Origin of the sequence: Sporosarcina sp. 6E9, from assembly GCF_017921835.1 — a bacterium.
GTDB lineage: Bacteria > Bacillota > Bacilli > Bacillales_A > Planococcaceae > Sporosarcina.
The window spans coordinates 130,769-156,266 of the sequence record NZ_JAGEMN010000001.1 but is presented as its reverse complement, the minus strand read 5'-3'; the positions used below and the strand labels follow the sequence as shown (position 1 = coordinate 156,266).

At 35.2% G+C, this 25,498-nt stretch carries 41 protein-coding genes and 2 pseudogenes; 2 read left to right on the top strand and 41 right to left on the bottom strand.

The features are described 5' to 3' along the window. Positions 1-16: 16 nt before the first annotated feature. The 15 genes from J4G36_RS00985 to J4G36_RS00920 all read right to left on the bottom strand — a co-directional run bounded on the left by J4G36_RS00985 (position 17) and on the right by J4G36_RS00920 (position 8,783). Positions 17-577, bottom strand: a complete 561-nt coding sequence (locus J4G36_RS00985) for a class I SAM-dependent methyltransferase (RefSeq protein ID WP_210467962.1) — start codon at positions 575-577, stop codon at positions 17-19. Between the two features lie 294 nt (positions 578-871). Beyond that, a complete protein-coding gene (locus J4G36_RS00980; protein WP_210467961.1) occupies positions 872-1,270 on the bottom strand; it encodes a hypothetical protein in 399 nt (132 codons plus the stop codon). A gap of 46 nt (positions 1,271-1,316) precedes the next feature. Beyond that, positions 1,317-1,601: a hypothetical protein gene (locus J4G36_RS00975; RefSeq protein WP_210467960.1), complete on the bottom strand. Its 285-nt coding sequence runs from the start codon at positions 1,599-1,601 to the stop codon at positions 1,317-1,319. Positions 1,602-1,734: 133 nt separating this feature from the next. Next, the gene (locus J4G36_RS00970) at positions 1,735-2,136 is read right to left on the bottom strand and encodes a hypothetical protein (RefSeq protein WP_210467959.1); all 402 of its coding nucleotides are present in this window, start codon (positions 2,134-2,136) and stop codon (positions 1,735-1,737) included. 55 nt (positions 2,137-2,191) lie between these two features. Beyond that, positions 2,192-2,599 carry a hypothetical protein gene (locus tag J4G36_RS00965; RefSeq protein ID WP_246880360.1) on the bottom strand — a complete coding sequence of 136 codons (408 nt, stop codon included), beginning with the start codon at positions 2,597-2,599 and terminating at the stop codon, positions 2,192-2,194. Then, a complete protein-coding gene (locus J4G36_RS00960) occupies positions 2,592-2,996 on the bottom strand; it encodes a hypothetical protein (protein WP_210467958.1) in 405 nt (134 codons plus the stop codon). Before J4G36_RS00960 ends, J4G36_RS00965 begins: the two co-directional genes overlap by 8 nt. Before the next feature lie 43 nt (positions 2,997-3,039). Next, entirely contained in the window at positions 3,040-3,207 is a 168-nt protein-coding gene (locus J4G36_RS18415; RefSeq protein WP_246880359.1) for a hypothetical protein, read from the bottom strand. A gap of 49 nt (positions 3,208-3,256) precedes the next feature. Beyond that, positions 3,257-3,460, bottom strand: coding sequence for a hypothetical protein (locus J4G36_RS18410; protein WP_246880358.1), 204 nt, complete (start codon positions 3,458-3,460; stop codon positions 3,257-3,259). Between the two features lie 338 nt (positions 3,461-3,798). Next, a complete protein-coding gene (locus J4G36_RS00950) occupies positions 3,799-4,578 on the bottom strand; it encodes an ABC transporter permease (RefSeq protein WP_210467957.1) in 780 nt (259 codons plus the stop codon). Beyond that, a complete protein-coding gene (locus J4G36_RS00945) occupies positions 4,575-5,480 on the bottom strand; it encodes an ABC transporter ATP-binding protein (protein ID WP_210467956.1) in 906 nt (301 codons plus the stop codon). The genes J4G36_RS00950 and J4G36_RS00945 overlap by 4 nt, the downstream gene beginning before the upstream one ends. Then, positions 5,480-5,683 carry a PLD nuclease N-terminal domain-containing protein gene (locus J4G36_RS00940; protein WP_210467955.1) on the bottom strand — a complete coding sequence of 68 codons (204 nt, stop codon included), beginning with the start codon at positions 5,681-5,683 and terminating at the stop codon, positions 5,480-5,482. The genes J4G36_RS00945 and J4G36_RS00940 overlap by 1 nt, the downstream gene beginning before the upstream one ends. Before the next feature lie 296 nt (positions 5,684-5,979). Then, positions 5,980-6,324 carry a YxlC family protein gene (locus J4G36_RS00935; RefSeq protein ID WP_210467954.1) on the bottom strand — a complete coding sequence of 115 codons (345 nt, stop codon included), beginning with the start codon at positions 6,322-6,324 and terminating at the stop codon, positions 5,980-5,982. Then, positions 6,311-6,847 (bottom strand): RNA polymerase sigma factor SigY, encoded by a 537-nt coding sequence (gene sigY / locus J4G36_RS00930; protein ID WP_210467953.1) that lies wholly within the window; start codon positions 6,845-6,847, stop codon positions 6,311-6,313. The genes J4G36_RS00935 and sigY overlap by 14 nt, the downstream gene beginning before the upstream one ends. 90 nt (positions 6,848-6,937) lie before the next feature. Then, positions 6,938-7,978, bottom strand: coding sequence for a serine hydrolase domain-containing protein (locus J4G36_RS00925; RefSeq protein ID WP_210467952.1), 1,041 nt, complete (start codon positions 7,976-7,978; stop codon positions 6,938-6,940). Positions 7,979-8,075: 97 nt separating this feature from the next. Then, positions 8,076-8,783 carry a M23 family metallopeptidase gene (locus J4G36_RS00920; protein ID WP_210467951.1) on the bottom strand — a complete coding sequence of 236 codons (708 nt, stop codon included), beginning with the start codon at positions 8,781-8,783 and terminating at the stop codon, positions 8,076-8,078. A 329-nt stretch (positions 8,784-9,112) separates the two neighbouring features. Here J4G36_RS00920 and J4G36_RS00915 point away from each other — a divergent pair, with 329 nt between their 5' ends. Continuing rightward, a complete protein-coding gene (locus J4G36_RS00915) occupies positions 9,113-9,889 on the top strand; it encodes a hypothetical protein (protein ID WP_246880356.1) in 777 nt (258 codons plus the stop codon). Between the two features lie 28 nt (positions 9,890-9,917). On the opposite strand, the gene J4G36_RS00910 is transcribed toward J4G36_RS00915, so the two are convergent. Further along, positions 9,918-10,700 (bottom strand): alpha/beta fold hydrolase, encoded by a 783-nt coding sequence (locus J4G36_RS00910; protein ID WP_210467950.1) that lies wholly within the window; start codon positions 10,698-10,700, stop codon positions 9,918-9,920. A 188-nt stretch (positions 10,701-10,888) separates the two neighbouring features. Here J4G36_RS00910 and J4G36_RS00905 point away from each other — a divergent pair, with 188 nt between their 5' ends. Next, on the top strand, positions 10,889-11,248 hold the full coding sequence (locus J4G36_RS00905) for a hypothetical protein (protein WP_210467949.1): 360 nt from the start codon (positions 10,889-10,891) through the stop codon (positions 11,246-11,248). A gap of 57 nt (positions 11,249-11,305) precedes the next feature. On the opposite strand, the gene J4G36_RS00900 is transcribed toward J4G36_RS00905, so the two are convergent. The 25 genes and pseudogenes from J4G36_RS00900 to J4G36_RS00790 form a co-directional block, all read right to left on the bottom strand. Continuing rightward, positions 11,306-11,539 (bottom strand): hypothetical protein, encoded by a 234-nt coding sequence (locus J4G36_RS00900; protein WP_210467948.1) that lies wholly within the window; start codon positions 11,537-11,539, stop codon positions 11,306-11,308. Positions 11,540-11,582: 43 nt separating this feature from the next. Further along, positions 11,583-12,341 (bottom strand): hypothetical protein, encoded by a 759-nt coding sequence (locus J4G36_RS00895; protein WP_210467947.1) that lies wholly within the window; start codon positions 12,339-12,341, stop codon positions 11,583-11,585. A gap of 45 nt (positions 12,342-12,386) precedes the next feature. Then, positions 12,387-12,788: a hypothetical protein gene (locus tag J4G36_RS00890; protein WP_210467946.1), complete on the bottom strand. Its 402-nt coding sequence runs from the start codon at positions 12,786-12,788 to the stop codon at positions 12,387-12,389. 341 nt (positions 12,789-13,129) lie between these two features. Beyond that, a pseudogene (locus J4G36_RS00885) lies at positions 13,130-13,620 on the bottom strand (GNAT family N-acetyltransferase). Between the two features lie 405 nt (positions 13,621-14,025). Beyond that, positions 14,026-14,211 (bottom strand): hypothetical protein, encoded by a 186-nt coding sequence (locus tag J4G36_RS00880; protein ID WP_210467945.1) that lies wholly within the window; start codon positions 14,209-14,211, stop codon positions 14,026-14,028. A gap of 51 nt (positions 14,212-14,262) precedes the next feature. Beyond that, complete coding sequence (locus J4G36_RS18640; RefSeq protein ID WP_256439535.1) at positions 14,263-14,388, bottom strand: hypothetical protein; 126 nt, start codon at positions 14,386-14,388, stop codon at positions 14,263-14,265. A gap of 143 nt (positions 14,389-14,531) precedes the next feature. Beyond that, positions 14,532-14,831: a hypothetical protein gene (locus J4G36_RS00875; RefSeq protein WP_210467944.1), complete on the bottom strand. Its 300-nt coding sequence runs from the start codon at positions 14,829-14,831 to the stop codon at positions 14,532-14,534. A 140-nt stretch (positions 14,832-14,971) separates the two neighbouring features. Further along, positions 14,972-15,391, bottom strand: coding sequence for a hypothetical protein (locus J4G36_RS00870; protein WP_210467943.1), 420 nt, complete (start codon positions 15,389-15,391; stop codon positions 14,972-14,974). A 201-nt stretch (positions 15,392-15,592) separates the two neighbouring features. Beyond that, positions 15,593-16,468, bottom strand: coding sequence for a hypothetical protein (locus J4G36_RS00865; protein ID WP_210467942.1), 876 nt, complete (start codon positions 16,466-16,468; stop codon positions 15,593-15,595). After that, a complete protein-coding gene (locus J4G36_RS18400) occupies positions 16,465-16,998 on the bottom strand; it encodes a general stress protein (protein WP_246880355.1) in 534 nt (177 codons plus the stop codon). Before J4G36_RS18400 ends, J4G36_RS00865 begins: the two co-directional genes overlap by 4 nt. 126 nt (positions 16,999-17,124) lie before the next feature. Then, on the bottom strand, positions 17,125-17,301 hold the full coding sequence (locus tag J4G36_RS00860) for a hypothetical protein (RefSeq protein WP_210467941.1): 177 nt from the start codon (positions 17,299-17,301) through the stop codon (positions 17,125-17,127). A gap of 61 nt (positions 17,302-17,362) precedes the next feature. Further along, on the bottom strand, positions 17,363-17,560 hold the full coding sequence (locus J4G36_RS00855; protein ID WP_210467940.1) for a hypothetical protein: 198 nt from the start codon (positions 17,558-17,560) through the stop codon (positions 17,363-17,365). Between the two features lie 52 nt (positions 17,561-17,612). Next, positions 17,613-17,843 (bottom strand): hypothetical protein, encoded by a 231-nt coding sequence (locus J4G36_RS00850; protein ID WP_210467939.1) that lies wholly within the window; start codon positions 17,841-17,843, stop codon positions 17,613-17,615. Positions 17,844-17,977: 134 nt separating this feature from the next. Beyond that, a pseudogene (locus tag J4G36_RS00845) lies at positions 17,978-18,460 on the bottom strand (nitric oxide synthase oxygenase); the annotation flags it as partial. A 38-nt stretch (positions 18,461-18,498) separates the two neighbouring features. After that, on the bottom strand, positions 18,499-18,954 hold the full coding sequence (locus J4G36_RS00840) for a hypothetical protein (RefSeq protein ID WP_210467938.1): 456 nt from the start codon (positions 18,952-18,954) through the stop codon (positions 18,499-18,501). 324 nt (positions 18,955-19,278) lie between these two features. Beyond that, entirely contained in the window at positions 19,279-19,638 is a 360-nt protein-coding gene (locus J4G36_RS00835; RefSeq protein WP_210467937.1) for a hypothetical protein, read from the bottom strand. Positions 19,639-19,922: 284 nt separating this feature from the next. Next, on the bottom strand, positions 19,923-20,393 hold the full coding sequence (locus tag J4G36_RS00830; RefSeq protein ID WP_210467936.1) for a hypothetical protein: 471 nt from the start codon (positions 20,391-20,393) through the stop codon (positions 19,923-19,925). Positions 20,394-20,737: 344 nt separating this feature from the next. Then, the gene (locus J4G36_RS00825; RefSeq protein WP_210467935.1) at positions 20,738-20,884 is read right to left on the bottom strand and encodes a Fe3+ hydroxamate ABC transporter substrate-binding protein; all 147 of its coding nucleotides are present in this window, start codon (positions 20,882-20,884) and stop codon (positions 20,738-20,740) included. Between the two features lie 69 nt (positions 20,885-20,953). Beyond that, a complete protein-coding gene (locus tag J4G36_RS00820; RefSeq protein ID WP_210467934.1) occupies positions 20,954-21,322 on the bottom strand; it encodes a hypothetical protein in 369 nt (122 codons plus the stop codon). Positions 21,323-21,916: 594 nt separating this feature from the next. After that, positions 21,917-22,087 carry a hypothetical protein gene (locus J4G36_RS00815; RefSeq protein WP_210467933.1) on the bottom strand — a complete coding sequence of 57 codons (171 nt, stop codon included), beginning with the start codon at positions 22,085-22,087 and terminating at the stop codon, positions 21,917-21,919. A 65-nt stretch (positions 22,088-22,152) separates the two neighbouring features. Next, positions 22,153-22,353, bottom strand: coding sequence for a hypothetical protein (locus J4G36_RS00810; RefSeq protein ID WP_210467932.1), 201 nt, complete (start codon positions 22,351-22,353; stop codon positions 22,153-22,155). A 150-nt stretch (positions 22,354-22,503) separates the two neighbouring features. After that, positions 22,504-22,662, bottom strand: coding sequence for a hypothetical protein (locus tag J4G36_RS00805; RefSeq protein WP_210467931.1), 159 nt, complete (start codon positions 22,660-22,662; stop codon positions 22,504-22,506). Positions 22,663-22,805: 143 nt separating this feature from the next. Further along, on the bottom strand, positions 22,806-23,150 hold the full coding sequence (locus J4G36_RS00800; protein ID WP_210467930.1) for a hypothetical protein: 345 nt from the start codon (positions 23,148-23,150) through the stop codon (positions 22,806-22,808). Between the two features lie 318 nt (positions 23,151-23,468). Beyond that, positions 23,469-23,723: a hypothetical protein gene (locus tag J4G36_RS00795; RefSeq protein WP_210467929.1), complete on the bottom strand. Its 255-nt coding sequence runs from the start codon at positions 23,721-23,723 to the stop codon at positions 23,469-23,471. A gap of 415 nt (positions 23,724-24,138) precedes the next feature. Next, the gene (locus tag J4G36_RS00790; RefSeq protein ID WP_210467928.1) at positions 24,139-25,431 is read right to left on the bottom strand and encodes a S41 family peptidase; all 1,293 of its coding nucleotides are present in this window, start codon (positions 25,429-25,431) and stop codon (positions 24,139-24,141) included. Positions 25,432-25,498: the final 67 nt, after the last annotated feature.

The following is a 25,498-nucleotide window of genomic DNA, read 5'->3' as shown; positions in this document are numbered from 1 at the left end:
CTAGTTCAATACCTTATTATTTGTTTTTTTGTGCAACAACTATATAAACAGATTGGTTAGCCAATTTTGTTTGCGGATAAAAAGTTTCGACATGATCAAACCCAGCATTTAAAACTTCTTCTCTCATATCTTTCGATGAAACTCTAGGTCCAGTAGATATCGCAGACTTTTCTAATTCGATGCAAAGAAACACGCCTTGATCTTTTAGGACCCGATATATTTCGCTTAATGCAAGCGAAATTGGTTGAACTTCGTGAAGTGAAATTGATGCAATCGCCTTATCAACTTCTTCGTTACCAAGTTGTAAATCTTTGAAATCTGATACAAGCGTTTTTATATTGGTCATTCCATTTTCCTCTGCTTTTGTTGCCAAGTACTTCAGAACATCTTCATCAAAATCCAGTGCAATTACTTCATCGACATACTTGGAAAATGGAAGGCTTATATAGCCAACGCCTGCCCCGAGATCTAATAATTTGTCCTCTTTATTGAGAGATACAAACTGAAATAACTCTTCAGCAGGGCTTCTCTCTATATTCTCCAGATTATTTATTTTCCTCATTAATTTTTCATTCATTTCTTTTCCTCTTTTCATTATAGATATTTTGAATCCACAATAACTATAATTGGTTTATTATTATTTGTAAACACTTTTGTTTCAAAAAGTATTAAGGTATTTTAAACGATGGAAATCAAAAAGGACCTTTGCTTAGTTCTGCAAAGGTCCGGTCTATTAGATATATGAATCATAATCTATCGGTTTCGATATATATTTTTAACCATTCGCACCGGATACTTATTTTGTGGATCATCGTAACGGAGAAGATATTTAGAGGTCCATACAGTTACGGGGATATGAAAGAAGATATCATTATTCGCCATTCCAATAGATTACTTCAACCCCATCTAAGTCCGCGGTTAACACTTCCTCTTTTTTGTTTAACCTGAATGTTTTAGGGTTATGCCCGACAGTGGCATCTTCTACTTTAGATAAATCAGTCATTGAAAAACTAATCGTATTCTTCTCGTTTACATCAACGGAAATACGCCATGAAGTATATCCAACGCCTTTTATTTCATTAATTTTATGAAACTCAATCTTTTTTACATCTATATAATTTCGAACTAAATATAATGCGATTTCCTCTTGAGCCTTGTGGATTTTCATATTTTTCTCATTCCCCTTTTGAGTATCCATAACAACTTTCGCTCCAATTCCAATCACGATTAATACGCCTATTGCAATAAACAACCCTCTAATTTTCTTCATATATTATCCTTCCTGAAATTCATATACATGCTGCAGTAACATAACATTAGACTTCTTCTTCATCATGATTTGAATAAATGACTCGGACTTTATTTGTTGTTACACCTCTAACTTGTACCTTCCTGTCCTTCACTACATTTAATCCTATTTTCCCTGATTCTTTCCAAAAGCTATATCTAAAACTAACAGATTCATTTTTTTGATTAGTCATTTTTATAAACATGCCATATGAACCTGTCATTTCATCGTAGACACTCTTTTCAAATTCTACAGACTGAATGTCTGCATATCTGTTCTTCAGCGCTATGACCGACATTCTCTCTACTTCCATTTGATCTTATGTTACTTCTCTCTCCCTTTGATTATCCAGCACCATTATTCCGCCTATGCCAATCACCAGTAACAACCCGATTCCAATTAGCAGCCATACTCTTTTCTTCATGGATTTAATCCTTTCTGTGACTTTAGATTTCTTCTTCATCTTCATTAGAATAAATCACGCTAACCATACCAGTGGTCATACCTTCTCTTTGAACCCCATTTTCATCAACAACTTTATAATTAGATATTTCTTTACTACCTTCAGAAAATGAGTAATCAAACGCCACTGAATTTCCTTCTCTGTTACTCATTTCAATTTCCATCCCATATGAACCCGTCATTGCATTAAAATCGGTATATATAAATTTTATAGACTTTATATCTGCAAATGTATTTTTCAGCGCGACGACCGACATTCGCTCCGCCACAATTATTTGATCACTTGTTACTTCCCTATCCTTTTGATTATCCAGCACCATTATTCCGCCTATGCCAATCACCAGTAACAACCCGATTCCAATTAGCAGCCATACTTTTTTCTTCATGCATGTAGTCCTTCCCGCGATCTATTTCCAACGCTCCGCTGTTACTGATTTTGCATTAAATTTCGTCTTTATCTTTATTTGAGTAAATAACATGGACTTTATTTGTTGTTACGCCTTCAACTTGCACCTCTTCATTCTCCACTGTATACCCACCAGTTTCACGAGATTCTTTCCAAAAGTTAAACGAAAAACGAACGGATTCGTTACTTTGATTCCTCATTTTTACATACATTGCATACACGCCCGTCATTTCATTAAGGACACTTTCTTCAAACTCAATAGACTTTATATCTGCAAATGTATTTTTCAATGCTTCTACTGCCAATTTCTCTGTCTCAATTTTCTCTGCCGTAGGTTGCACATTGCTTTGCACTTTTGCATCCTTCTGGTTATCCATAACCACTTTCCCGCCAATTCCAATCACGATTAATAAACCAAATATAATTAGCAATTTTTTATTCATTCTTATCCCCTATGTAAATCACTTTGATATGCGATAAATCTGAGTTATCTGGTTCCGCTTTTTCAACAAGTTGAAATTTATCTGGATCATAACCAATCCTTGGATTCTTAATAGAACGAGACTCTTCTAAAGAGAATTTTAATAGATTACTTTTATTGATAATTGCGGATACATGCCATGTTCCAGTTTTTTTAACTTCATATGTATTTTCAAACTTAATTTCTTTTACACTTTCATAATTTCGAGCAATATATAAAGCAAGTTGTTCTTGTTTGAGTAATGAGTTCGGATCCGATTTCATATGTACGCCTTCATTATTATCCATGTAAACTATCCCACCAATTCCGATCACGATTAATATGCCTATTCCAATAAACAACCCTATTATTTTCTTCATATATTAATCCTTCCTGTGATTCATATACGCGCTACAGAAAGCGTTATATTTCTTCTTCTTCTTTATTCGAATAAATGACTTGGACTTTATTTGTTGTGATACCTTCAACTTGTATCTTTTCGTCTTCCACTACATAACCACCTGTTTCACCAGGAGATTCCTTCCAAAAACTAAACGAAAAATTTACAGATTCATTTTTATGATTTGTCATTTTAACAAACATTCTATATGAGCCAGTCATTTCATTATATCCAGTCTTTTCAAATTCTACAGACCTTATATCTGCAAGTATTTTTCAGCGCGACGACGGACATTCTCTCTGCTTCAATTAACTCCTCTTCTACTTTTTGCTCACTTGTTACTTCCCTATCCCTTTGGTTATCCATAACCACTTTCACTACTATTCCAATCACTAGTAATAAACCTATTACAACAATTAACAGCCATACTTTTTCTTCATGCATTTAATCCTTCCTGTGATTTATTTGCAAGAAAAGCTTATCAAAATACGGTTCAAAATAAACCAAAAATGAAGTCAATCATTCTAGACTTATTTTCTATCGTTTACTTCTTCTAATTATCACCTATAAACTTAATTCTATCAAAGGTATGAGGAAATTAAGCTTATAGGAAGGGAATACATAGTGGGTAGAATAATTCTAACGGCAGTAATGGGTTCCTTTTCAATCTTCATTTTAATTATCATTATCATGATAATGATAATTAAAATGATAGAGCGCCTAGCAATATCCTTTTCCTTTGATCCTTAAACAATCCGTATTCACACGGCAGTATACCCTTTTTATTCCAATAACTCTTTTTGCTTAAAGATTTGTATGGATGAGATAAGAACGACGATGATAATCGCAAAAGTTGTAATAAAAGCTAGCCAGAAACTAGAATCTAGTTCTCCTGACAGCAGGACCTTTCCTGTGTGCTCTGTCATCGTAGCCGGACTCCATTTCATATAGCTTCCTAGAATGGATGTAACCGTCGAAATGGCAAAGACCATAAAAATTGTAACAAAAGCGACACTGCCATTTCCTTTCATTAACGTACTAAAAAAGAGCGTCAATGTAACAACAAAAACTAACCATATGCTGTAGATCGCTACACTTTGAAAAACGCGCTCAAAAGCAACTGTTTCAATAAGTAAACTCGTATAATACCATGAAGCTACATATCCGATAAACAATGAAATGAGTGTAATTGTAAGTAACCCAGCCCATTTCGATAATATATACGTGGAATAAGGAACTGGTTTAATCATAACCATACCTGCTACTCCACTCTGTCTTTCTGCAGCAACAACACCCATTGCACTCAAAACAAGAATGAGTACACCAAGTAACCCATATTGAGATAGAACGCTCATTAATACTTCTTCCCCGGATGGCGTAGGCATTTCAAGGATTGTACCTTCTGGAAGACCGCCGAAATTGGCCAAAATTTCCGGCATATAATACGAGCTAACCGGCTCCATGACACCTAGCAAAATAAAGACGATGGGAATCCATAAAAATTTATAATTTCGCACCATTTCCGTCATTTCTTTTCGATAAAGAACAGTCCACTGCGTCATGCCTTCACCACTTTCATAAATAAATCTTCTAATGTCGTTTGAGAAATCTCGAACTTACGAATCGGAAGTTTTCTATCTACGATATCTTTTAATAATGTGTGCTTCCCATTTACCATATCTTTTAATACGATGCTTGTTTTATTACCTTGAGTGTTTACTTCAGAGACAAAGCTATAACTTTCTATGCTCTTTAGCCAATCTGTAGCCTGTGATTCGAATTCAATTTGTAAAATAGGTTGTCGATACTCTTCCATTACACTTCCCAGACTACCTGATATCGCAATTTCCCCGTCATGCATGATAAGAATGTCGTCACTTATTTCTTCTGCATCGTGAAGGACATGAGTTGAGAAGAGAATTGTTGTTTCCTCTTTAATCTCTCTCATCATTTCCAACACTTCCCGCCTCCCAAGTGGATCGAGTGCTGAAACAGGCTCATCTAAAATAAGTAATTTGGGACGATGAATGAGTGCCTGTGCCAATCCGAGGCGTTGCTTCATTCCACCAGAATAACCCCCTACTTTTCTTTTCTTCGCATTCGTTAGGCCCACGCGTTCAAGTAATTCTTCACTACTTTTTTCTGCTTCTTTACGATTCAGTTTTGCTAATTGTCCTGCGAAAACAAGAAACTCCTTTCCACTCATCCAATTATAGAAAGCAGGATATTGAGGTAAATACCCAATATACTGCCTTAAATCCTTTGCTTTTTCCCCTTTGATATCAATACGGCCTGAAGTCGGTTCCAACAATCCAGATAACATTTTTAATGTCGTTGTTTTTCCAGCTCCATTTGGTCCAAGTAATGACACGCACCTGCCTTCCTCAATATGAAAATTGATTCCTTTAACAGCATTCGTATTTCCAAACTTTTTTACTAAATCGCTTGCCTTTAATAATGCCATTAATCATTTCTCCTTCCTATAACAAAATAAAGCACTGGTCCTATTATGTGGATAAAGAGAATAATAGGGATCCACAACCATTTTGGTCCGTTCGTTTTTTCTTCTTTAATACAAGAAACCAATGCGATAATCATAAGAATTAATTGTAAGACAAGAATTGGCACAATCGCTCCCCATGGGATTTCATTTAACAGTTCATTCATTCTTTTCCCCTCCTACCCTTAATACGATTACATTCGTCTAATCGTTCACTCACGAAAAAAATAAATAAAAAAATCTCAGGAATTTGATCCTGAGACCTTTCTTTTAAATACTTTTCTTACGAAAATTAGATAGATAATAAGATGCGTTGGAAATTGAATAAGACCTAAAAATCCCCATAGCCAAGCATTGTGCCCCCTCTTCCGTGCATCCCAAAACATCCATGAGCCCTGGCAAATCAGAATGAATGCAATCAAGATCAATAACCAAAGCGGTGTGCTACTAAGTTTGTTTAAGTTCATTCATTACTGACCTTCTTTCTAGTGTTGTTAAGGGCGAAGGGCAATAAGATAATCCCCACAAGCTGAAAATAGAGAAAGAGAATTGGCTGACGATAAACGACCGTAATCACAACCGAAAGCACAAATATTGCAACAGAGATAAACGCGAAGAGCTCTTTCCGTAGTTTTTTACGTATCTTTTTTTTCTCCAATTCAACATTCTGTTGAAACCACTGTAAGTTTGGAGTGGATACTGGATTCCATTGATCCAGTTTTTCTAAACCATCTATTAATTGATGAGCCGTTAATTCATCTTCATCATCCAACATAGAATTACTATTTTTAGAATCATACTCGTTCAAGTTTAGCCAACTCCTTTCGTACCCATTTTAGACCATTTGAAACTCGAGATTTTACGGTTCCTTCTGCAATACCCATCATTTCCCCAATTTCTTTATATGAATATCCATAATAATGCTTTAAAACGATTGCCATACGTATTTCTTCATTAATTTGAGCAAGTACATCAAGTACATCGGGCCATTCTTCTTTCATATTGGCTACATTCCATTTCATTTTTCGGAGCGCTTGCGCTTGTTCCTGCTCTAGCCAGTTTTTTTCCCGCTTCTTTCTACGCTGTTGATCGATGAAAAGGTTCTTTGCGATTGTGATGAGCCATGAGGAAAACTTAGATTCACCATTGTACAGTTGGATTTTTTCAATACACTTCATCATCGTCTCTTGTGCTAAATCTTCCGCGATTTGTGGATGAAGGGTAACTTTCATTAAATACTTTACGAGGAACGAATAATTCTGTTGTAGCAGTTTCGAAAGCGCCAATGTATCTCCTTTTTTCGCCTGTCGAATTAAATCCTTTTCATCCATGGCATCTACTCCATAAAATAATAGTCTATATGTAATACGACTAACTGGTAAAAATCGTTCATTTAAGAGTAAAGAATCATATCAGTTTTCTTATCTTATAGACATAGCGAGCCGCATCACCAATCGTACGGGAAGTGCAGGCTTTGCCATTTGATTGACATCTCCCACAAAAAACAAATCCGATGCAGGATGATAAAACGCAAATGAACCTGTTGAACCTGAATGACCCAATAATTCACCTCTACCCATAAATAGTGTCACAAGACCACCCAAAGAAATTTTCATAAATCCGGCACCGTAATGAATGGGGGACATGGCGACTTGCAACTTGTTACTAATTTCCAATTCGTTAAAAACAGTTTTATTAAACAACCTTCCTCCAAAAAAAGCCTTGATAAATATCATTAATTCATGAGCCGTCGAAATACAACCGCCACTGGCGGGAATACTTCTAACCGTTTTCGGAAGATAAAAGGAGGTGTCCTTATAATAAACATTAGGAACAAAATCATCTTCATCTATCGGAAGATATGTATTTTTGAGTCCTAAAGGGTCGAAGATGAATTGCTTATAAACATCTCCTAATGTTGAATCAGTCACTATTTCAATTATTTTTCCTAGTATATCAAAATTTATATTTGCATAATGGGCTCTTTTGCCAATACCCGGTGCAAAGTGTGGTTTCAATTGTTTCGTTCTCATGATGGTTTCATCAATACTAATTTTCCTATCCTCGTTGATTGCACGTTTTTTTGCCTTATTACTGCCTTCTTCTATGGCATCCGACAATCCACTTGTATGAAATAATAAATGAGAGAGCGTAAGATCCATGGTATACTCTCGCCCCTTGTATATATGAAGGCTTCCCAACGTATCTTCTTCAAAGTAATTTGCTATTTTGTCGTCTAGTGACAGTTTTCCTTGTTCTTTCAAAATAAAAATACAAGTGCTCGTGAACAGCTTTGTAATGCTTGCCATTAGGATCGGTGTATCTGTCTTCTTACCTCCGTACCCAAGATGACATGAAAAATCTCCACTAAAGTTTTCTATAAGTAGCACTGATTCATATATTTGTTTGTTTTTAGTAATTTTTTCAAAGACTTTTTTGATTTTTTGTTTTTGAACCTCCATTATATACCCCCTATAAATAAAGGTTGGTACCGTTAGGAAAATGCGGGTTTACAACGCTAAGTCCCTTCCTGACGGTACACCTTTATGCGGTTTTAATTTATTCCCATTTATCAGTCTTTTGAAATCTTATTCTATCCTTATTTGTTGGAATCCCATTTTTTACTTTTTTCCATATGCCATTTTTAAATACTTCGTATTGTTCAAAAGCAACAGGCAATCCGTTTGCAATAGTTATGTCGCTACTATCCATAAGTTGAAAATGCAAATGCGGAGCAAAGGAATTACCTGAATGACCAACTCTACCAATAACTACACCTTTTTTCACACGCTGACCAACTGAAACCTGAATTGACCCTGTTTGAAGATGGACTAATCCAGCATATACATTGTCGGCATATTCTATAATGATGTAGTTTCCAGCAACTGATTGTATATCGTCTTTTTTCGGGTCGAAATACTGAGCGTTTTTATAAGCGTTAGACATATCTGAAAGCAATTTAGTTCTTGCCCGTTCTTTATAACCGTCCTTTGCTTGGACAATGATTCCGTCACAAGGAGCAAATACTTCTTCCCCCCAACAATAATATTCATCTAAAGGAACTCCAAAAAGTAAATATTGCGCCAAACTAGTGCGATAGGCGGGCCAGCCCTTTCTTTCCCAATCCACTTGAATAAAGTCATAAGCATATCTTGATCCTAATTGGTTTGTGCCGTGACTCGGAATTTTTGTCCCTGGCGTGTTAGGAGAGTACCATTCACCTCTCAAAGGAAACTCTACGATTATCGGCTCACGTGCGTCCATCATCTCATATCCCTCCTCTGTATTTTGAAAAAGACTAGTCCTACATGGGCAAGTCCTAGTACGATACTGATACGCGTTTAAGGTACCTGTGCAAGGTTGAATTATGACAATTCACGACTTCAAATAAAAATTCATTAGAATTTTGACAAAGTGTTATTTAGTCTGCACTCATTTCCCGTTTTATGCAATTGTAGTGAATTAATTGAATATTTCCTTGCACAGGTACCTAACAATCGTTACCTAACAATCGTTCTGGAAGTAGTTCCATTACTAAAGGGTGCATTAGTATAACTCCTTCATAAGAGCAGATAATATGGTGAGGTGATTAGAATATGCTAAAAACAAGGATCGGTTATATAATTTGTTTTTCAATCATTTTAATCTTAGTTGTTTACAGTATGTCCATACATAAAAAAGTGACGGAGTTAACTTTCTCGCAACCGAATAGCGATAAAGGTGAACATGAACGAATTCAGGAATTGGAACAACGTTTAGATAGCCTTGAACCACCTGAACCTACCACAATTCTTGATTCACCTTTTCCATTTGAAAAAGGAACAGAGGTGCATTTCCCTACCGATGTCATCCCTATTTCTGAAGTGTTAAAAGAAGGAACAAGAATCCCTTTTGAAGCAATAAAAAGCGAACCGGATTATATTCGGCCAATCTATGAAGAACACTGGCATAGCACGACTGGAAGATGGAGCTATATGCCTTCTCGAATATACTATTCTCTCCACCGAATATTCCCTTATTACGCCATTGGAATTTCAGCCGAATTAGACTTTACACAGAATGTAGGTATTGCTGCGAATACTGCAACAAATGAAACAGACCTTGACCTCTATATAGTTGTGTTTCAAACAAATATCACAGATGTTTATACAAAAGGAAATCAAGTTGTTGTTGTTGGAACACCTAAACGAACAGGAGTAGAGGTTATAAACATAAAAACAGCAGCTATACACCCGAGTAATAAGGAGAAGTTTTTGCTAATTCAGTTAGCAACTGATGGAGATGAACTTGATTATTCTTTAATTCATTATGAAGCTCCCGATTATTGGTTAAAGCAAAAACAAAGAAATGAAAGTGAAAAACCTGAAAAGTAGTGAGCCTCTGCCTTATCAAGGAAGTTGATCAACCAATAAATTTCCTTAATAGTTTGTTAAATTTATCACGTTCTTCCCAGAAAAGACCATGCCCGCTGTAATGAAACGGAACAAGCTGTGAATTTTTTATTTGCTGATTTAGTTCATGGGCTTGTGCAAATGGAATAACTTTGTCGTGGACACCATGAACGATTAGGGTAGGGACAAGTATTTTTGGCAAATCTGCATAAAGCTTCTCATCTCTTAGTGTAATGATGATTGCTGCCGTTGACCAACCTGCCGCTTGTAAGCCCATTTGAAGAAACCACTCAGAGAATGGGTCTGTAATATATTGAAAGAAAAAGTTCTCTGTCACTTCTCGCATCATCTTAGGACGGTCATTTAACGCCCCGGTAAGGAATCTAGTTGCAGTTTCTGTAGAAAATCCGATAGGAGCTGCGGCGTCAATTAGTACTAGGTTGGATACTCCGTAACCATTATGTCGAGACATATACCGAATCGCAATCGCCCCACCTGTAGAGTGACCTACAAGAGTGAAATTGTCTAATTGAAGTCCATCAACTACTGCACGTATATCATCAGCCAATCGGTCAAAATTGTATCCACTGATTGGCTTATCCGAATCTCCAAATCCTCTCCAGTCAATTCCGATACAGCGATAACCCATAAAAGGAAGAACATTAAATTGATATTCAAACTGTTTATGGCTTAAAGGCCAGCCATGTAAAAACACGATCGTCTTACTGCCCTCGGGATTTATATCTTCTACATATAATTTTACGCCTGGTTCTACAGTAACATAGTATCCCACACCGATTCCCCCTAAAAATAGCATTCCAAATAAGATATTCATCTAGGCAAATATAGGTGAATGCCTATTACTTATTAAGAGTTTTTGAAAACAATAATGTTATACTTGTAATATAGTTTTGATTAATTTCAACGGACAGGATTGATGAATAGAGCTGACGGGTTAGATAAGTAAAGTGAGGTAGTAAAATGACGAATTATTATTATTTAGCATCAGACCAGAAATTGGGATTAGGTAATGCTTCGCTTGATTTTGTAGAGACAGAACCGTGGATGATTCCAGGTTTCTATTATCCAGTTCAGAGAGAGATTTTTAATGGTGTTGAAAAAGCGTGGGAGCTACGTGAATTACTACAATATATTCGTAATTACACCGCAGCTCATAAAGTTTGTACAGTGCAAGTAGCTCATTTATTAAATTCGAATCTAGTTGAATTAAGAGTACAGAAAAAGTCTAACTTACAATTACACGAGATTGTTGATCCAAAGCAACTTTTACTGCAAGAAGGACATTTGTTGACTATCAATAAAGTACCGCTCTCTCAGTAGATGGGTTTTTATATTTTTCTGAAGTCGAATGTGATTTAGAATGGTTGGTATCCCAAGCTATAATACATGCCATGTTCCAGTTTTTTTAACCTCATATGTATTTTCAAACTTAATTTCTTTTACACTTTCATAATTTCGAGCAATATATAAAGCAAGTTGTTCTTGTTTGAGTAATGAGTTCGGATCCGATTTCATATGTACGCCTTCATTATTATCCATGTAAACTATCCCACCAATTCCGATCACGATTAATATGCCTATTCCAATAAACAACCCTATTATTTTCTTCATATATTAATCCTTCCTGTGATTCATATACGCGCTACAGAAAGCGTTATATTTCTTCTTCTTCTTTATTCGAATAAATGACTTGGACTTTATTTGTTGTGATACCTTCAACTTGTATCTTTTCGTCTTCCACTATATAGCCACCTGTTTCACTAGGCGATTCTTGTGAAAAACTGAACGAAAAATTTACAGTTTCATTTTTTTGATTTGTCATTGCAACAAACAATCTATATGAACCTGTCTTTTCGTTATATCCAGTCTTTTTAAATTCTACAGACCTTATATCTGCAAATGTATTTTTCAGCGCGACGACAGACATTCTCTCTGCTTCAATTTGATCACTTATTACTTCGCTATCCCTTTGTTTTTCGATAACCTCCCATCCCCCATAAAGTACTTTGACCTTATCTTTTAAAGCTAATAACTCTTTTCTATCAGTCAATTTTACTTCTCTTTCTTTAATTTCTTCTATTACAATCGATTCATCTCCATACATCTCATTCTCTATAAAGTAGTATGAAAATCCTTTAACACCATTTAATTCAAAGGCATAATGTGTCCCGCCAGTCATTTCATTTTCACCAACATCTACGAACTCTATCGTATCAATTTCTTTGTATGTAGCTAATACATCCATGACTATTTTTTCTTCGTTACTTTTATATTGAAAAATTGCTTCTTCACTTTTATCTGTTAGACCTTTATTATGTTTTTGTTCCTTCTGGTTATCCATTACCACATTCCAACCTATTCCAATCACTAGTAGTAAACTAACTACAAATAGCAGCCACACTATTTTCTTCATATATCTAATCCTTCCTGTGAATTATTTACTAGATAAGGAGCGTCATTATATTTCTTCCTCACTTCCGTTAGTGTAAACCACTTTTACTTTGCTATTGGTTTCGCCTCTTTTCTGAACTTTTTCTTTATCAATAACTCCCCAACCTTCAATTTCATGGGGCCTGTTCGTCGTGAATATATAATCAAATACAACAAAGTCTGCGTCAACGTTTGTCATTTTAACAATCATTGAATAATAACCGGTCCTTTTATTATATTGACTCTTTTCAAATTCCACAGATTTTATATCTGCAAAAGTATTCTTCAGTGCTACTACGGACATTCTTTCTGCTTCAATTAACGCTTCTTCTGCTTTTTGATTTCTTTGGTTGTCCACAAATGTTTTGCCGCCTATTCCGATCGCGATCAATAAACCGATTACAATAAACAGCCACACTTTATTCTTCATGCACTTAATCCTTTCTAGCGGTTTTAGTCAATTTCTCACCAGTAATAAATCGGCAACCCTACACCATCTAATTCCACATTTATATGCAAGTGAGGTTCAACATACTTTCAGAATACCCGACCTTTCCAAGTAATTGGCCTGTTGTTACTAGTTCACCGTTAAAAAAATCCCCAATTGACACATGAATTGGGGGCTTCGCCTTACCAATATACCAGCAATTAGGGATGTAAATCTTAATTTGTAAGTTAAAAACATATTAATGTAATTTGTTAACTTACAAATAAAAGGGTTTATTAATTAGATGCTATCAAATTTTTTATTCAACAATCGCACCCGTTAGCTTAATAATTAAACTTTTTTACCATTCGTACTTGTTTTAAGATATGTCCATCGAACTCTTTATCAAATTCTTTAACTATTTCAAACCCTTTAGCTTCATAAAAGTTCATGCCAATCTTATTATCTTTTTCGACGTTTATATAAATTTCTTTTATACCTTCTAATTCTTTAACCGCTTGTTGTATCAAAGCAGTACCAATCCCTCTACCCTGGAATTCTGGATAAAGATAAATAGCCGCCAATTCGACCTTTCCACCATCCCTTACTGTGGAATAGTTTGCAAAACCGACAACTTTCCCTCAACTTCTGCAACATAAACAATAGAACGTTCTATACGTTGTTTCATACTTTCATCACTGTAATTTAATTTTAAGAAATTTTTTTGTACTTCTAAGGGAATTATGCCCTCATATGTGGCATTCCAAGTTGTTTTCGCTATGCTTTGAACTTGTTTTGTATCATCGTAGTGCATCTTACGAATGGTAATATTCATCTAAAGCCCTCCTTTAATGCGTCTGTATAAAATAATTAGACTAAAAAGTATAAATTCCTTCTTCAACTAAACTGGCCCGATTCTAGTACACTGCTATGCTGCAAACGCGCCCGTTTGCTTAATTATTAATGCCTCCTGCTAGCATTGCAATGCTCCACATAATAAGAGTAAACGATATTGTAAGCCAAAAAGTATTGACTGTAGTTTTCTCTTCGTGTTTTACCTTTTTCAATATAGAAACCAAATTCAAACAAAATACAATGCACAAAACAGGCATTAAAAACGCCCCTGTGATTAGAAAGATATAATCCATATACTTGCTCCTTTGTAGTTATTTATCATTGTTCAGCTAAATGGCCCGTTAATGGCATAAAATTTGTACAACAATCGCACCCGATTACGGCATTATTTAATTGCTTCTTCTATTTTTTCAATCCTTTCTTTCAGTTTTTCATTCTCCTTTTTTATTTCAGAGGAATAGAGAAACGCTCCCCCAGAAAATAAAAGTGCAACAGATACCAATAACAAATCCATTTTAATCCCCCCAAATAATATATTATCTTCTTGTGCAAAATGGCCTGTTAATGGCATAAAATTTCTTCAACAATCGCACCCGATTGCAGATAAGTAATTCGGCTCCTATTAGCGATATAAAATTGCCGCAAAGATACTTCCAAAGCTGGCGGTAAATTTAATATCAATTACTTCGATTCCAGAATGAGAATCAAGAAAGTCGTTAACTTTACGATCTAAACTTTTGTTCGACATAGCAGTAAATGATATAAACTTCATAATAATCTATCCTCCCTTTTTCCTATTCTAAAAAAATTAGTCCTTGCTCTGCTAAATGCCCCGTTAATGGCATAAGTTTTGGGCAACAATCGCACCCGTTTAGTGAATATCAAGTGCTTCTAAATAGATTTGTTTTTCTTATAAAATCTACTGCTGATAAATCTTATTATCAAGTAAACTATAATTACATTAATTGCAAAAGTACCAGGATTTATTGCCAAACCTGTATTTCCATTGAAAAAATTATCGAAAAACCAGCCACTGTTTGGATTCTGCTGATATATCGTTACATATTCTAACGGAAGTCCATACACATAACTTTCCTTCCCATCGGTAGATAAAGAGCTCGGTATAAAAAGTGGTACTAAAAAACAAAGCAATAAACTCAAGACAATATGATTCTTGTTTATTTTATTCAAAGAATAGCCCCTCCTTAAATCAACATTCAACAATTTGTCCCTGTTAGTTTAAGTAATGATTCAATAAAATGGCCCGTTAATGGCATAAAACTTGTGCAACAATCGCACCCGATTATTGAAAGCCGTTAATAAAATAATGCTTACTCATTTAGCTTTTTAATAGATAAGAAAGTCATAATAATCATAATTAAAGAAGCTATCATTATTATTACAGATGAAACTAAAAAACTTTCAGTAAAAAAAGTAATACCATACCATTGAGTCAAAAACACGATTGCAAAAGGTATTGCCCAATCGACAATTGCATTTGTGATATAAACATACCCCGTAATAATGGCGGAAAGTAATGTTAATATCCAAAACATAGCATAAAACTTCATTACTTTATCATTTTTACTAGTCGAATTAATTTTAAAAATGAGTGTCCAAACGATTATATATATAAGTGTGACAATTAAATTCTTAATAGATGCAGGACTTCCCATTAAAAACTCTGGAAAATTCAATACTATGCCAAAAATAACAACAAGTATCGATGAAAGAATTAGTGTTTTTCTCAATAACATACCTCCTTTCAATTCATCACAAACTAATTTACTTATAAAGTATTGTTGCGTAAAATGGCCAGTTAATGGCATAAAGTTTGTACAACAATCGCGCCTAGTTTGCTGAATAAAGTAACTGTATATTATATAAATGGTATGTCACATGATAAAATTAAGATAATGCTCATTTTGCGAAAGATGTTCTTACTTCCATTTTTAATCGTAATGGGTTTCCCAAAGGAGCTTTCCATCAGCAGAGTAAATTTGCTCGTGATCTATTATTTCATCAGGAGAATTAGTACCTGCAACCCACTGCTCTACAATATAGTGATGTTCAAAGCCTATACTGTCGTTGGCTATTACTTTCATCGTATAAACCTGCCCATTACTGATAGGCGTTTCCTCTTCCAATTCGTAACCGTTCGAGAGTGCATAGTTTGGGATTGTCTCATCAGAAATCAATTCATCATCTACATCAATTACAAGGCGTATACTAGTGAACTTTAATTCTGCGACCACTTCATTGACGTCTGCAAAAAGACTTCCTTTTCTTCTAAACGTATCATCGCCATAACTCATTTCACCTCCGAAACTTGGTATGAGCGTTGGGAAAATTGTCTCTTTAATATTCCAAATACCGATTCGGTCGTCTTGTGTGATTTTTTTTAGACCACTATCATTAATTATAATTTTAGGCAATGCATCTTCAAAAACATCACGGGAAACAGTTGTGAGGAAGGTGTCACCATTTCTCTCCATAGGAAATGATTCACCATTAAAATCAAGCGTGACAGCAGTGCTTTTACTGACTTCTTTTGGTGTAAGCGTAAATGTAATAGGCACCGTAACTTCTTCGACATTAATTGCGCCTATATCGGTAGTAGCACTTTCAATAAGACTCACCTTTTGTTTTAACATCTCGTCAACATTTGCGTAAATTGTATCCACATTTTCATTTATACTGTACCTTAAGTCATTCATTTCAGCATGTGTGTTTTCTATTTGTCTTTGCAGGTTGTTAATTTTCAAAAATGATATCATATTGGATATGATAAGTATTGCAATTAAAATATGCACAATATTTTTCTTCATTTTATTCCCCTCCGATAGAAATGCTTAAAATCTTGGTTTAGACAAGAGCGTTTCAATTTCTTGGTTTTTATTAAATACCTTAGATCAGACCTATTATCATATGACAATTGAACATAGAAGTAATTTATAAATTCTAGGAAGGCAAAGAGCAATATAAACCCGCTTAGTAATAATCCCTTAACCGGTAAAAAAGGATAATGAATATAGAGATCGATTAAAAACATAATAATAGAAAAAATTATGATACTTATATTTATTGGTTTTAATTTCTTTAAGTGTTTAATAGTCCTTACAGGGGTTATTGACTTCTCCTCGGTGGTTAGACGCTTCCACTTGGAATACCAATAATACGTCCCCTGAATGAGTATAAATTCCAATAAGAAAAACGATGTCCAAAAAGAAAGCAGTGAATATAGCTGTAAATCAGGGTATGCATAAGGAATTAATAAAGCTGGTGGGATGAACATAATAATTGCAAATCTTTCACCTTTATATAAAAATTCAAGTCTTTTTTTCAATCTCTCTTTCATAGAAACAGCCTGCTTTCTAAAAACTTTTAAATTGATTCAATTCCATTCTTTAATTTATGCCTAACAATCTGGCCCTATTGCGGTATTGAGACGATTACTTGTGAAGCAATCGCACCCATTAAAGAATTAATCTTGAGCGTAATCTCTTTTAACTTTTTTATATAAAAGTATATACACTAGAGAAACTACTATCCCGATAATTCCTAATATGTTGACTGCCGTTGAAGAATAAGAGCTAACCATAATAATCGCGATAAACAATAGTACCAAGAGAACTTGGGTAGTTCTAAGTAAATTTTTCATTATCCGTCTCCCCCTCTTCTATCCAAATAAAATGGGTCGCTTGCGATACAAGTACGATCACTTATACAGCAATTGCTCCCCATGGTTTAAGATGGTCGTCTTTTTTTTTCTTGTCTTTGACAATAAGACCAGCAAAGAAAAAACATCCAACCCCTATAGATTTCATAATTATATACCCTACAATTCCCAAACCATCAATGGTTAATGAAAATAAAAAAGCCCCTAATATAATAAATGGTATAGCAAAGATCCATCTCAAATCATTAAGCCCCCCTCTATCGTCGAATGTTTCAGAGTCCAACAGTTCTATTTTACGTATAAACAGAAAAAGACCATACGATTAAAATGATGCTTACGATTCCCCAAAGAAAGGATCCCCATATCCACCGAATAATAGGTTTAGGTGAAATCTGTTCACTCTCCATACTTATCTCGTTTTCTTTTATTAAAGCAAGCTTCCTTTCCATACCTTTTTTCATAGAAAAGAGAGCAACAAATCCGATTACGATGAAACTAACAGTTATCCAGAGTAACGAATCCATTTTCACACCCCTTTTTATAAGTTAGAGTTCGACCCAACACAATATCAATAATTACTAAGGAGTCTTCCACCTCTGTTAAAATTGAAAGAGCACCCAGTATATTAGACTCCACTAATAATCGCCCTAATTTACTATTAGTTTTCTGAAGGAGCAGCTTGAATAAAATAATTAGGCGTTACAATCTCATTGTTATACGGTTTATGGAAAATGTCAGTTGATGCAGGTGATATCGGTGGAATAAGCCATACCCAATTACCTATAAGCGGTCGACCACTTTTCCTTTCATTTTCTTCAAAAGCTTTAAATTGTTTTGCAGCTGTATGATGGTCTACGAGCGTTACCTGAGCTTGTTGGTAAGAATGGATTACTGCGATATTTAATTCCACTAAAGCTTTGTCTATCCACAGTGAACTGTTTAATTTAGTATCTAATTCCATTATTTCAGCGACTTTCGGCAACAAATTATAGCGGTCTTGATCTGCTAATTTTCTCGCACCAATTTCAGTTCCCATATACCAACCATTAAATGGAGCCATCGGATACTCAATGCCACCTATTTCCAGAAGCATGTCTGAAATGATTGGAACAGCATACCATTTCACGCCAAGCTTATTTATTCAACAACTTCCCACGTTAATTTAATACTCTTCATTCCCTATTTAATACTAAATTCTATCCTTTGAAGACCGAAGTCATATTCATAGACCGCTGGGGATATAGTCATTTCATATTCACCTGCGGGATAACCACTTAAATGCAACCTATATTCAATTCGCTCATTTGGTTTTAATAATAACTTTCTAGCCTCTTCATTTTCTTCTTGCAAATCAATATGTTCTGTTGTTCCATTAAAAGTGTCTAAATCCTGGCCATTCAAATATTCCAATGAGTAATTATATTCTAGAGCGGTTAAGTATTGGAACTCAATTTCATTTTTGTCTACATTCTCAACACTAAAAATAAATTCTCTTTTTCCATCAACAAAACCATTATCCTGTAATTTAGACACTATTTCCGGTGATTCTTGAGGTTGTTTCTTAGGGTTGAAAATTAGAATGTAAATAAACCCAATAATAAAAAGTAGTGCTAGCACTATTAGTAACTTCCTCAATAGACACTCCCCTTTGCCACTTCAGTCTAATAAAATTGTTTTTCTTATGTATCATAAACCAGATTGTTATACGATTCCTTATTCGTTTAACGCACCCATTAGTTGCAATTTGACCTTCAGGATAGCCATCTAATTAAGCTTATAATTAACCTAGGAATGTAAAGCACAACGTTTAGCACTATCTCCACAGCTATATCTAAAACGACATGATTGTCTTTGCTTTTTCTTCTTTTTCCCATTTGTGAATTTCCCCCATATGGCCCGATTCTTGCACAACTTTTATTCAGCTAAAGCACCTGTTAGTTTAAATGTAATACAAAACCTCTATTTAACATCAAGATCAAATACCAAGGTTGTTTCACCATTTTTCCATTTTCCGACTACTTCAAATACATAATAGCCTTCTTCCTCGGGAACTGTTAATACATTATCTTCTAATAGAACTTCTTCAACTCCACCATTCTCATTCCATTTATGAACAGTTAAATTAGTTGTTTTATCTTCAAGTACAATTTCTATTTTACTATTTTTTGCAACTGCTAAAGTTTCGAATTCGTCTGCTGCTTCCATCGGGGAGAAAGGGTCTAATTTATTAATTTCTATTTTTTCATCTTTGTATGCATAATATCCGTGTATCAAATTATACTCTTTATCATCAACAATAATAATTCCATCTAAATACATTGAGCTCGCTTCATTCTTAGTAATTTGAGTACACCCAATAAGAATTATTGATGTTAAGAATAAAAGAAAAAATCTACTCATTAGAATCACCCTTTTTATTCCTCCTCACAAATTATTTCTCCATTCTCGATTTTTTACTGTATATCATTGGAAAGACTATTTGTCCTTATTGAAGAAAACTTCACCGTTAATCGAATAAAAAAAAGGGGCATAGCCTCTAATAGAAGTAAAGCACCCGATTCTGGTACAACACTGTACGATTAAAGTACCCTATCCTGATTTATTTAATTATCAATGAGAACATTTAAACCACCAGACACGCCAAATGGAATTTCGGTATCTCCTTTTTTAAAATAACCTTTCAATTTAACACTCGGGTTCTCAAAATCGAGTGAATTGGTATCAGAAAAAACCTCACTTATAGGAGCATATACTGAAAACGTTGTTGTTTCTCCTGATTTAAGGTTTACTGATTCTGCTGAATTATCTACTGTTCCTTCAACTACAAAAGGATTATCTTTTGAGCCATTTGACGTTTTTATTGGGTAACTTAAATTGAAACTAAGATGGGTTAAATCAAATCCAGTTGTGTTTGATATTTCTATCCTATAAGTTTGGAACTCATTGGTAGATTGAGTATCAACAACATTGAAAACAATATTTCCATCATTAAATTGTTCCTTTTTTGTTGAGCAACCAAATAGTATTAAGATTAACGTAATTGAACTAATTAAAATCAAATACTTTTTCTTCAACTTCTCTCCCCCAATTTGGCCCGATTGCTTTATAATTTTCATCCAAAGTTTCTATCCAAAAACAGCAGTAGAAAACTACCTGCACATAGGAAAAATGCAACTCTAGTTATGATGTAAATGGAGAGTTCAACTCTAGTTAATTTCCTGTTCTTCTTAATCTTCTTGAAATGAAAATAGTAGTAAATGCCACATATGAGCAGGACAACACCTGATAACTGATAAATGTTTTTTAACAACTCAATCAAGAAAATTCTCCTCTCCTAAATGGACCGATCGTGGCAAAACGGTATGCTATAATCGCAGCCGATAACTTGCCTTTGTTCACACTTTTTGTTTAGAACAATCTAACAAAGGATTTTGCTCTCGTTTTTCAAATATGCTTTAATTTCTACCATCCCTGCATATTGTGGCACTCTCATTTTTGCATATATTACTTCTACTGGTTGAACTTCACGATTACAATTAGAATAATACAACTTACGTTTAAACAATTACCTACCTCCTGTTGCTTTTAGCTCATTCCTATCGCCTTAAGGCGATCTATTTAATAATCGCGCACGTTAGTTTAAGACCCAATCGTCCAACGAATCTCCAATAATGTTTTCTGTGGTGGTAAATGGGAGTGTGTGATATTCCCAGTCCAGGAAACCGTTTTTCGAGGCTCTGGTTAAAAAAATCATTTCAAGTTTATCTTCAACATAGACTTGTGTTAAATAAATATTTTTTCCGGAGTATTGTGTATAAAAGTTAAGGTCAGTTATTTCTAACATACTTTGCCCTTTTCTATCTCTTTCAGCATTTATTTCACTGACGTAGTAATCTTCATTACTCACATTACTTTCTTGTAACTTTAGGTACAATGTATCTAAATTCACTAGAATAACAACGACTAATATTACAAGAACAAAAGTTATAATTATCTTTTTCATAAACTCACCCATAAATTAAGTCATCTTCTTCCTCTATACGCTACTGCCCCTTTAGCAGAAGAAGCTAAGTGATTCTTCAACTCATTAGCCTCGCATTATATTTGTGCAACAACCGCACCCGTTAATTGAGTATGAGCCAATCTTTATGCTAGATTTCAGATTTTCTATCAACTTTTATGCACCTACTAGTTGAAAATATGTTTCCTCACCATTTATATATATAATTTATATTTATCGTTTAAATCCTTAACATCAGAGGCTTCGGTCGAATGAATATTCAGTGAATTCCCATCAAGTTTCAGATTCAAATCTCCGAATTGTTTTTTACTCTCCAAAAAATCTTGGGTTAGGTACAGATAGCTAACTTTTGCCGAATCATTGAACATATAAATACCATTTCCTTCATCATCTTCAGTAGTTGCAATATACTCAGTAAATTCTTTTACATTTTTATTTGCTTTGTCTAAACTGACTTCTTTAAAAGATATTTCATTGTCACCACATCAATGAACCTTGTTCAAACATAATCCTTCTAATACAAAATGGCCTGTTAATAGCATATGATCTGTACAACAATCGCACCCGTTAGTTGAGTTATCCTAATGCACCTAACAATACGAAAAAAAGTGCTCCCCCACCACATATAGATGCAAGAATGGTGTAGATCATAAAATAATGTTTATGTTTTTCGTCAATAATCGCTCGTATTGCAAAAATAGTGAAGTAAATCATAAAAAATCCAAGAAATGAATATACGAAAAGCATTTCAATTTCCCCCTTCCAATACGGCTTTTTTTCTCATCCTATTTAATAAAAGCATCCGTTAGTGACTAAGCATATATAGGAGCAGTTACTCCGGCGAGAATTATTAAAAGGGATATGGAGGCAAAGATGGTATGTTTTAATGACATTTTATCATCTTTTACTAAGGAGTAAATCGCAAGAACCAATGAAATAACAAATACAAAAGGCCAGATAAACCAAGTTTCATAATATAAATAGCCTAATTCTTGCATCAAACTATGCAACATACAATCTCCCCCCTGCTTTATTGAGCCTACTTACTTATACTTACTCGTCTAATTCAATGGTCCATATTCTTGCACAACTTTTATTCAGCTAAAGTACCGGTTTCTTGAATAAATACCTACTACACATTATGTTCGAAATGTGCATCAAGTTTATCTTGTAAAAGCATAATAGATTACATAAAACCAACTAAAAAAACCATGAATACATGCCCATAAAATTGATTTGTGTAAACTCCAAGATATTGCGATTGCCAACGCTGAACCGAATGTAATACCCGTTTTAGCTACTGATTTACTTGTATCGTTCATTTTCTTTTTACCCCTTTCGTTACCGTCGCAATTTGTGTCAAATGCGACATAAAAGCCCCCATTTTATTCTTCAACTAAACGAAAATGGCCCGTAATGGCATGAAACTTGTGCAACAATCGCACCCGTTTGGTAAATTAACTAATCATTTCACTTTAAGTATATTCAAATGTTTCGTAGATGAAATCAAATCTATTTTTCTATTCCCTTTCGTATAATGAACTGAAGCACCTTCTCTTTCCCCCTCTTTCCATCCATTCGCTTTAATTGCCCATTTATATCCATATGGAATTCCGTGTTCTTCAGATGCTAAGGACCAATCATAACTTATACCATAAGAACTTTTTTGAATGAGTTCAGCGTTTTTCGGGATCGGGAATTCATATAACTCCTGCGAGGGTTCGTATTGAGAAACTGCTAAGAAATAATAAATTAGTCCCCCAATTAAAAGTACAATTAAGACAAGTGGCAAAAAAACCTTTTTATTCATTTTATACACCCCTTTTAGTTTTTTCACCTTGACTTTATACTTAATACACTCTGTTGCTTGAAGTGCAGGCGCCGACTCCGAGAGGATCAGCGTGAGCCTTGAGACCCTCGACGGAGCGCAGCGAAGGAAGCGCTCAAGCCACGCCCTCCGGAAAGCGTGCTCCGGAACGGAATGCAACAGTTATATGCAGCAAAGTGGCCATATTGCGGTATTGAGGCGATTACTTGTGAAGCAATCGCACCCCACTGTATTATATTTTTGTATTTTACGTTTCCGTATTCAACGCACCCGTTACCGGAAGTAAGACTTGCTTTTTGTTCAAATTATTTCCTTAATTACCCTAACTAAATATTTCGCTACATAGTAACATAATGGAATACCTAAAAACAAAACCAGATAACTCATAAAATAACTTTCGAAAAAATATTCATTTGACAAGTAAGCAGCTAGTTTAAAGTATTGAAGAAAAAGTATTATTACTATTACTGCAAAGCCTGCTTCTCTCATCATTAACTTTTTTTCGTTAAACTTCTTCTTGTTATTCCGATATTCTTCCTCCATATCTGAATCCACTACCTCCCCACTAAATCAGGTTGCGCTCCAAAATTTCCCCATTCCAGAATATACTTAGCGCTAAATTTAAACGTAAAAAGTTTAAACTATACACTTGGTGATGACCTATGAGATAGAAGCCCATCGGAAAATAGATATTAAATTATCAGCTCATGTAATGCCCCATTAATAAACATAATTAAGCCGATCAATGAAGGTATTATACCTACGTAAAAAGGCCAAGGATTATCTTCTTTTTCTTTATCAAAAGTAATATGGTCACTACGTAAAAAACGAGTGTTATAACGGAAATTAAGCCGTACTGCGGGCCAAAAGTGAAAGTAATTCCTCGTATTGCCATTCCACCTATAAACATCACCATAGTGTTGTAAAAACCAAGAACCCCGCGCCAAATCCACTTAGAAACGCCTGCAAATCATCCTTCTGCTATCTGGCTTTCTCCTAACATCTCTATTGCATAAAAAAGATCCAAATCCTCATCTATATGCTTAGGTGTCCAAGGGATATAATGATCAGGTCGGATCCCTTTTCCGTGCAACGGGTCGTTCAACGTCTTATGGATACGGCGAGACATCGGGTAGTAGAGTGCGTACGAGTCATCCCATTCTTTTATAATTAAATCGCTGTAGTCATTGACGCCCATTGTCGCGCGTCCGATTACGGTGGTTTTGGACGACTCCATGCAGATTGCCACAAAGTATTCGGCGGCACTTGCGCAATAGACATCCGTCATCACGATCACATTCTTAGGGAATACAGTACCTTCAAACTTTAAGGCTTCCGCCTCCATTTCATCTGAAAAGTCCATTGTCACAAAACCTTGACCGCGATACTTTTCACATTTCTCTTCAATCGAGTCAAAGAATTTCAGTGTCTCTTCATCAGTGATGTCTTTTCTTAGCTGCTGGCAGAGCTGGATTAACAGCTCCGAGTTTAGGTCGGTATAATTAAACTCCTTCAACTCACCGTCCGTACTCGGGTGTTCATCTGGCGGGAAAACGTACGGCAATAAGTTCGAAATAGATTTCCCGTTTCCTCCATGATTCCTGCGTACGTCGATGATCAGATTTGTACATACTTTCAGCTTCTCTTCATGTTTCTTCACAAAGTCCATAGTTACGTCAACGTTGACGAAGCTTGGTAAAGTGATCCTTAATGTCTCCTCATCAACTACTTCCATAGAGGGTGCTAACTTTTTGGAGGCGGGTTCGTATTCTTTCAAATCGAACGTTAACAGTTCTCCGTTCTCCTCTATTTTAATGGATGATGATTTATGGAGATGATGTGTCCAATCCTCGCGTTCTGCACTTGTCTCTCGCAAGAAGCTTCGATCCGAAGTGATGATTTTGCCGATTTCCTGTTCATCAATCGAAACGATCTTTGAGCCGGCTGGAAACCTGTCCTCCTCGCGAGTCTCCACGACATAGAGGTCATCCTCATATCTTCTTGTCCGGAAACCGCGAGTGCTTGCCTTTACGTCATCCGACCCTTTCAGATTGAAATACATATGCTCATCTTGAAAATCCATGAGATATTCGCTGATGAGGTCCGTAAAAACATGCGGTGTGATTTGCTGTGCGGATATCAATCTCTCAATTTCTTCAAGATAATGTGCAGGATCATCCCAGCCTCGTTTTTCATCATATCCTGCGTAGTCATGGTGTACGACATCGACAATCTCTTTAAATATTTCCACATAGCGAATCATTGACGCTCACCTTTTCCTTTCTATGGTTCGTTGATGGCAGAAAGTTTGTGTTCCAATTGCACCCGAT

Bases quoted from the DNA above. Each gene is read 5' to 3' on its own strand.
- J4G36_RS18415 (WP_246880359.1), bottom strand. From the start codon at position 3,207: ATGACAAATCATAAAAATGAATCTGTAAATTTTTCGTTTAGTTTTTGG.
- J4G36_RS00920 (WP_210467951.1), bottom strand. From the start codon at position 8,783: ATGATGGACGCACGTGAGCCGATAATCGTAGAGTTTCCTTTGAGAGGT.
- J4G36_RS00805 (WP_210467931.1), bottom strand. From the start codon at position 22,662: ATGAACGATACAAGTAAATCAGTAGCTAAAACGGGTATTACATTCGGT.
- J4G36_RS00860 (WP_210467941.1), bottom strand. From the start codon at position 17,301: ATGAAAAATTTACTTAGAACTACCCAAGTTCTCTTGGTACTATTGTTT.
- J4G36_RS00890 (WP_210467946.1), bottom strand. From the start codon at position 12,788: ATGAAGAATAAAGTGTGGCTGTTTATTGTAATCGGTTTATTGATCGCG.
- J4G36_RS00820 (WP_210467934.1), bottom strand. From the start codon at position 21,322: ATGAAAAAGATAATTATAACTTTTGTTCTTGTAATATTAGTCGTTGTT.
- J4G36_RS00945 (WP_210467956.1), bottom strand. From the start codon at position 5,480: ATGGCATTATTAAAGGCAAGCGATTTAGTAAAAAAGTTTGGAAATACG.
- J4G36_RS00915 (WP_246880356.1), top strand. From the start codon at position 9,113: ATGCTAAAAACAAGGATCGGTTATATAATTTGTTTTTCAATCATTTTA.
- J4G36_RS00960 (WP_210467958.1), bottom strand. From the start codon at position 2,996: ATGAAGAAAATAATAGGGTTGTTTATTGGAATAGGCATATTAATCGTG.
- J4G36_RS00975 (WP_210467960.1), bottom strand. From the start codon at position 1,601: ATGGAAGTAGAGAGAATGTCGGTCATAGCGCTGAAGAACAGATATGCA.
- sigY (WP_210467953.1), bottom strand. From the start codon at position 6,847: ATGGATGAAAAGGATTTAATTCGACAGGCGAAAAAAGGAGATACATTG.
- J4G36_RS00835 (WP_210467937.1), bottom strand. From the start codon at position 19,638: ATGTATTTAGATGGAATTATTATTGTTGATGATAAAGAGTATAATTTG.
- J4G36_RS00965 (WP_246880360.1), bottom strand. From the start codon at position 2,599: ATGAATAAAAAATTGCTAATTATATTTGGTTTATTAATCGTGATTGGA.
- J4G36_RS00895 (WP_210467947.1), bottom strand. From the start codon at position 12,341: ATGAAGAAAATAGTGTGGCTGCTATTTGTAGTTAGTTTACTACTAGTG.
- J4G36_RS00880 (WP_210467945.1), bottom strand. From the start codon at position 14,211: ATGCCATTAACAGGCCATTTTGCACAAGAAGATAATATATTATTTGGG.
- J4G36_RS00940 (WP_210467955.1), bottom strand. From the start codon at position 5,683: ATGAATGAACTGTTAAATGAAATCCCATGGGGAGCGATTGTGCCAATT.
- J4G36_RS18400 (WP_246880355.1), bottom strand. From the start codon at position 16,998: ATGAAAGAGAGATTGAAAAAAAGACTTGAATTTTTATATAAAGGTGAA.
- J4G36_RS00985 (WP_210467962.1), bottom strand. From the start codon at position 577: ATGAATGAAAAATTAATGAGGAAAATAAATAATCTGGAGAATATAGAG.
- J4G36_RS00810 (WP_210467932.1), bottom strand. From the start codon at position 22,353: ATGTTGCATAGTTTGATGCAAGAATTAGGCTATTTATATTATGAAACT.
- J4G36_RS18640 (WP_256439535.1), bottom strand. From the start codon at position 14,388: ATGTCGAACAAAAGTTTAGATCGTAAAGTTAACGACTTTCTTGATTCT.
- J4G36_RS00905 (WP_210467949.1), top strand. From the start codon at position 10,889: ATGACGAATTATTATTATTTAGCATCAGACCAGAAATTGGGATTAGGT.
- J4G36_RS00865 (WP_210467942.1), bottom strand. From the start codon at position 16,468: ATGAAGAAAAATATTGTGCATATTTTAATTGCAATACTTATCATATCC.
- J4G36_RS00790 (WP_210467928.1), bottom strand. From the start codon at position 25,431: ATGATTCGCTATGTGGAAATATTTAAAGAGATTGTCGATGTCGTACAC.
- J4G36_RS00900 (WP_210467948.1), bottom strand. From the start codon at position 11,539: ATGAAGAAAATAATAGGGTTGTTTATTGGAATAGGCATATTAATCGTG.
- J4G36_RS00980 (WP_210467961.1), bottom strand. From the start codon at position 1,270: ATGAAGAAAATTAGAGGGTTGTTTATTGCAATAGGCGTATTAATCGTG.
- J4G36_RS00800 (WP_210467930.1), bottom strand. From the start codon at position 23,150: ATGAATAAAAAGGTTTTTTTGCCACTTGTCTTAATTGTACTTTTAATT.
- J4G36_RS00950 (WP_210467957.1), bottom strand. From the start codon at position 4,578: ATGACGCAGTGGACTGTTCTTTATCGAAAAGAAATGACGGAAATGGTG.
- J4G36_RS00925 (WP_210467952.1), bottom strand. From the start codon at position 7,978: ATGGAGGTTCAAAAACAAAAAATCAAAAAAGTCTTTGAAAAAATTACT.
- J4G36_RS00850 (WP_210467939.1), bottom strand. From the start codon at position 17,843: ATGGATTCGTTACTCTGGATAACTGTTAGTTTCATCGTAATCGGATTT.
- J4G36_RS18410 (WP_246880358.1), bottom strand. From the start codon at position 3,460: ATGCATGAAGAAAAAGTATGGCTGTTAATTGTTGTAATAGGTTTATTA.
- J4G36_RS00970 (WP_210467959.1), bottom strand. From the start codon at position 2,136: ATGAAGAAAAAAGTATGGCTGCTAATTGGAATCGGGTTGTTACTGGTG.
- J4G36_RS00815 (WP_210467933.1), bottom strand. From the start codon at position 22,087: ATGCTTTTCGTATATTCATTTCTTGGATTTTTTATGATTTACTTCACT.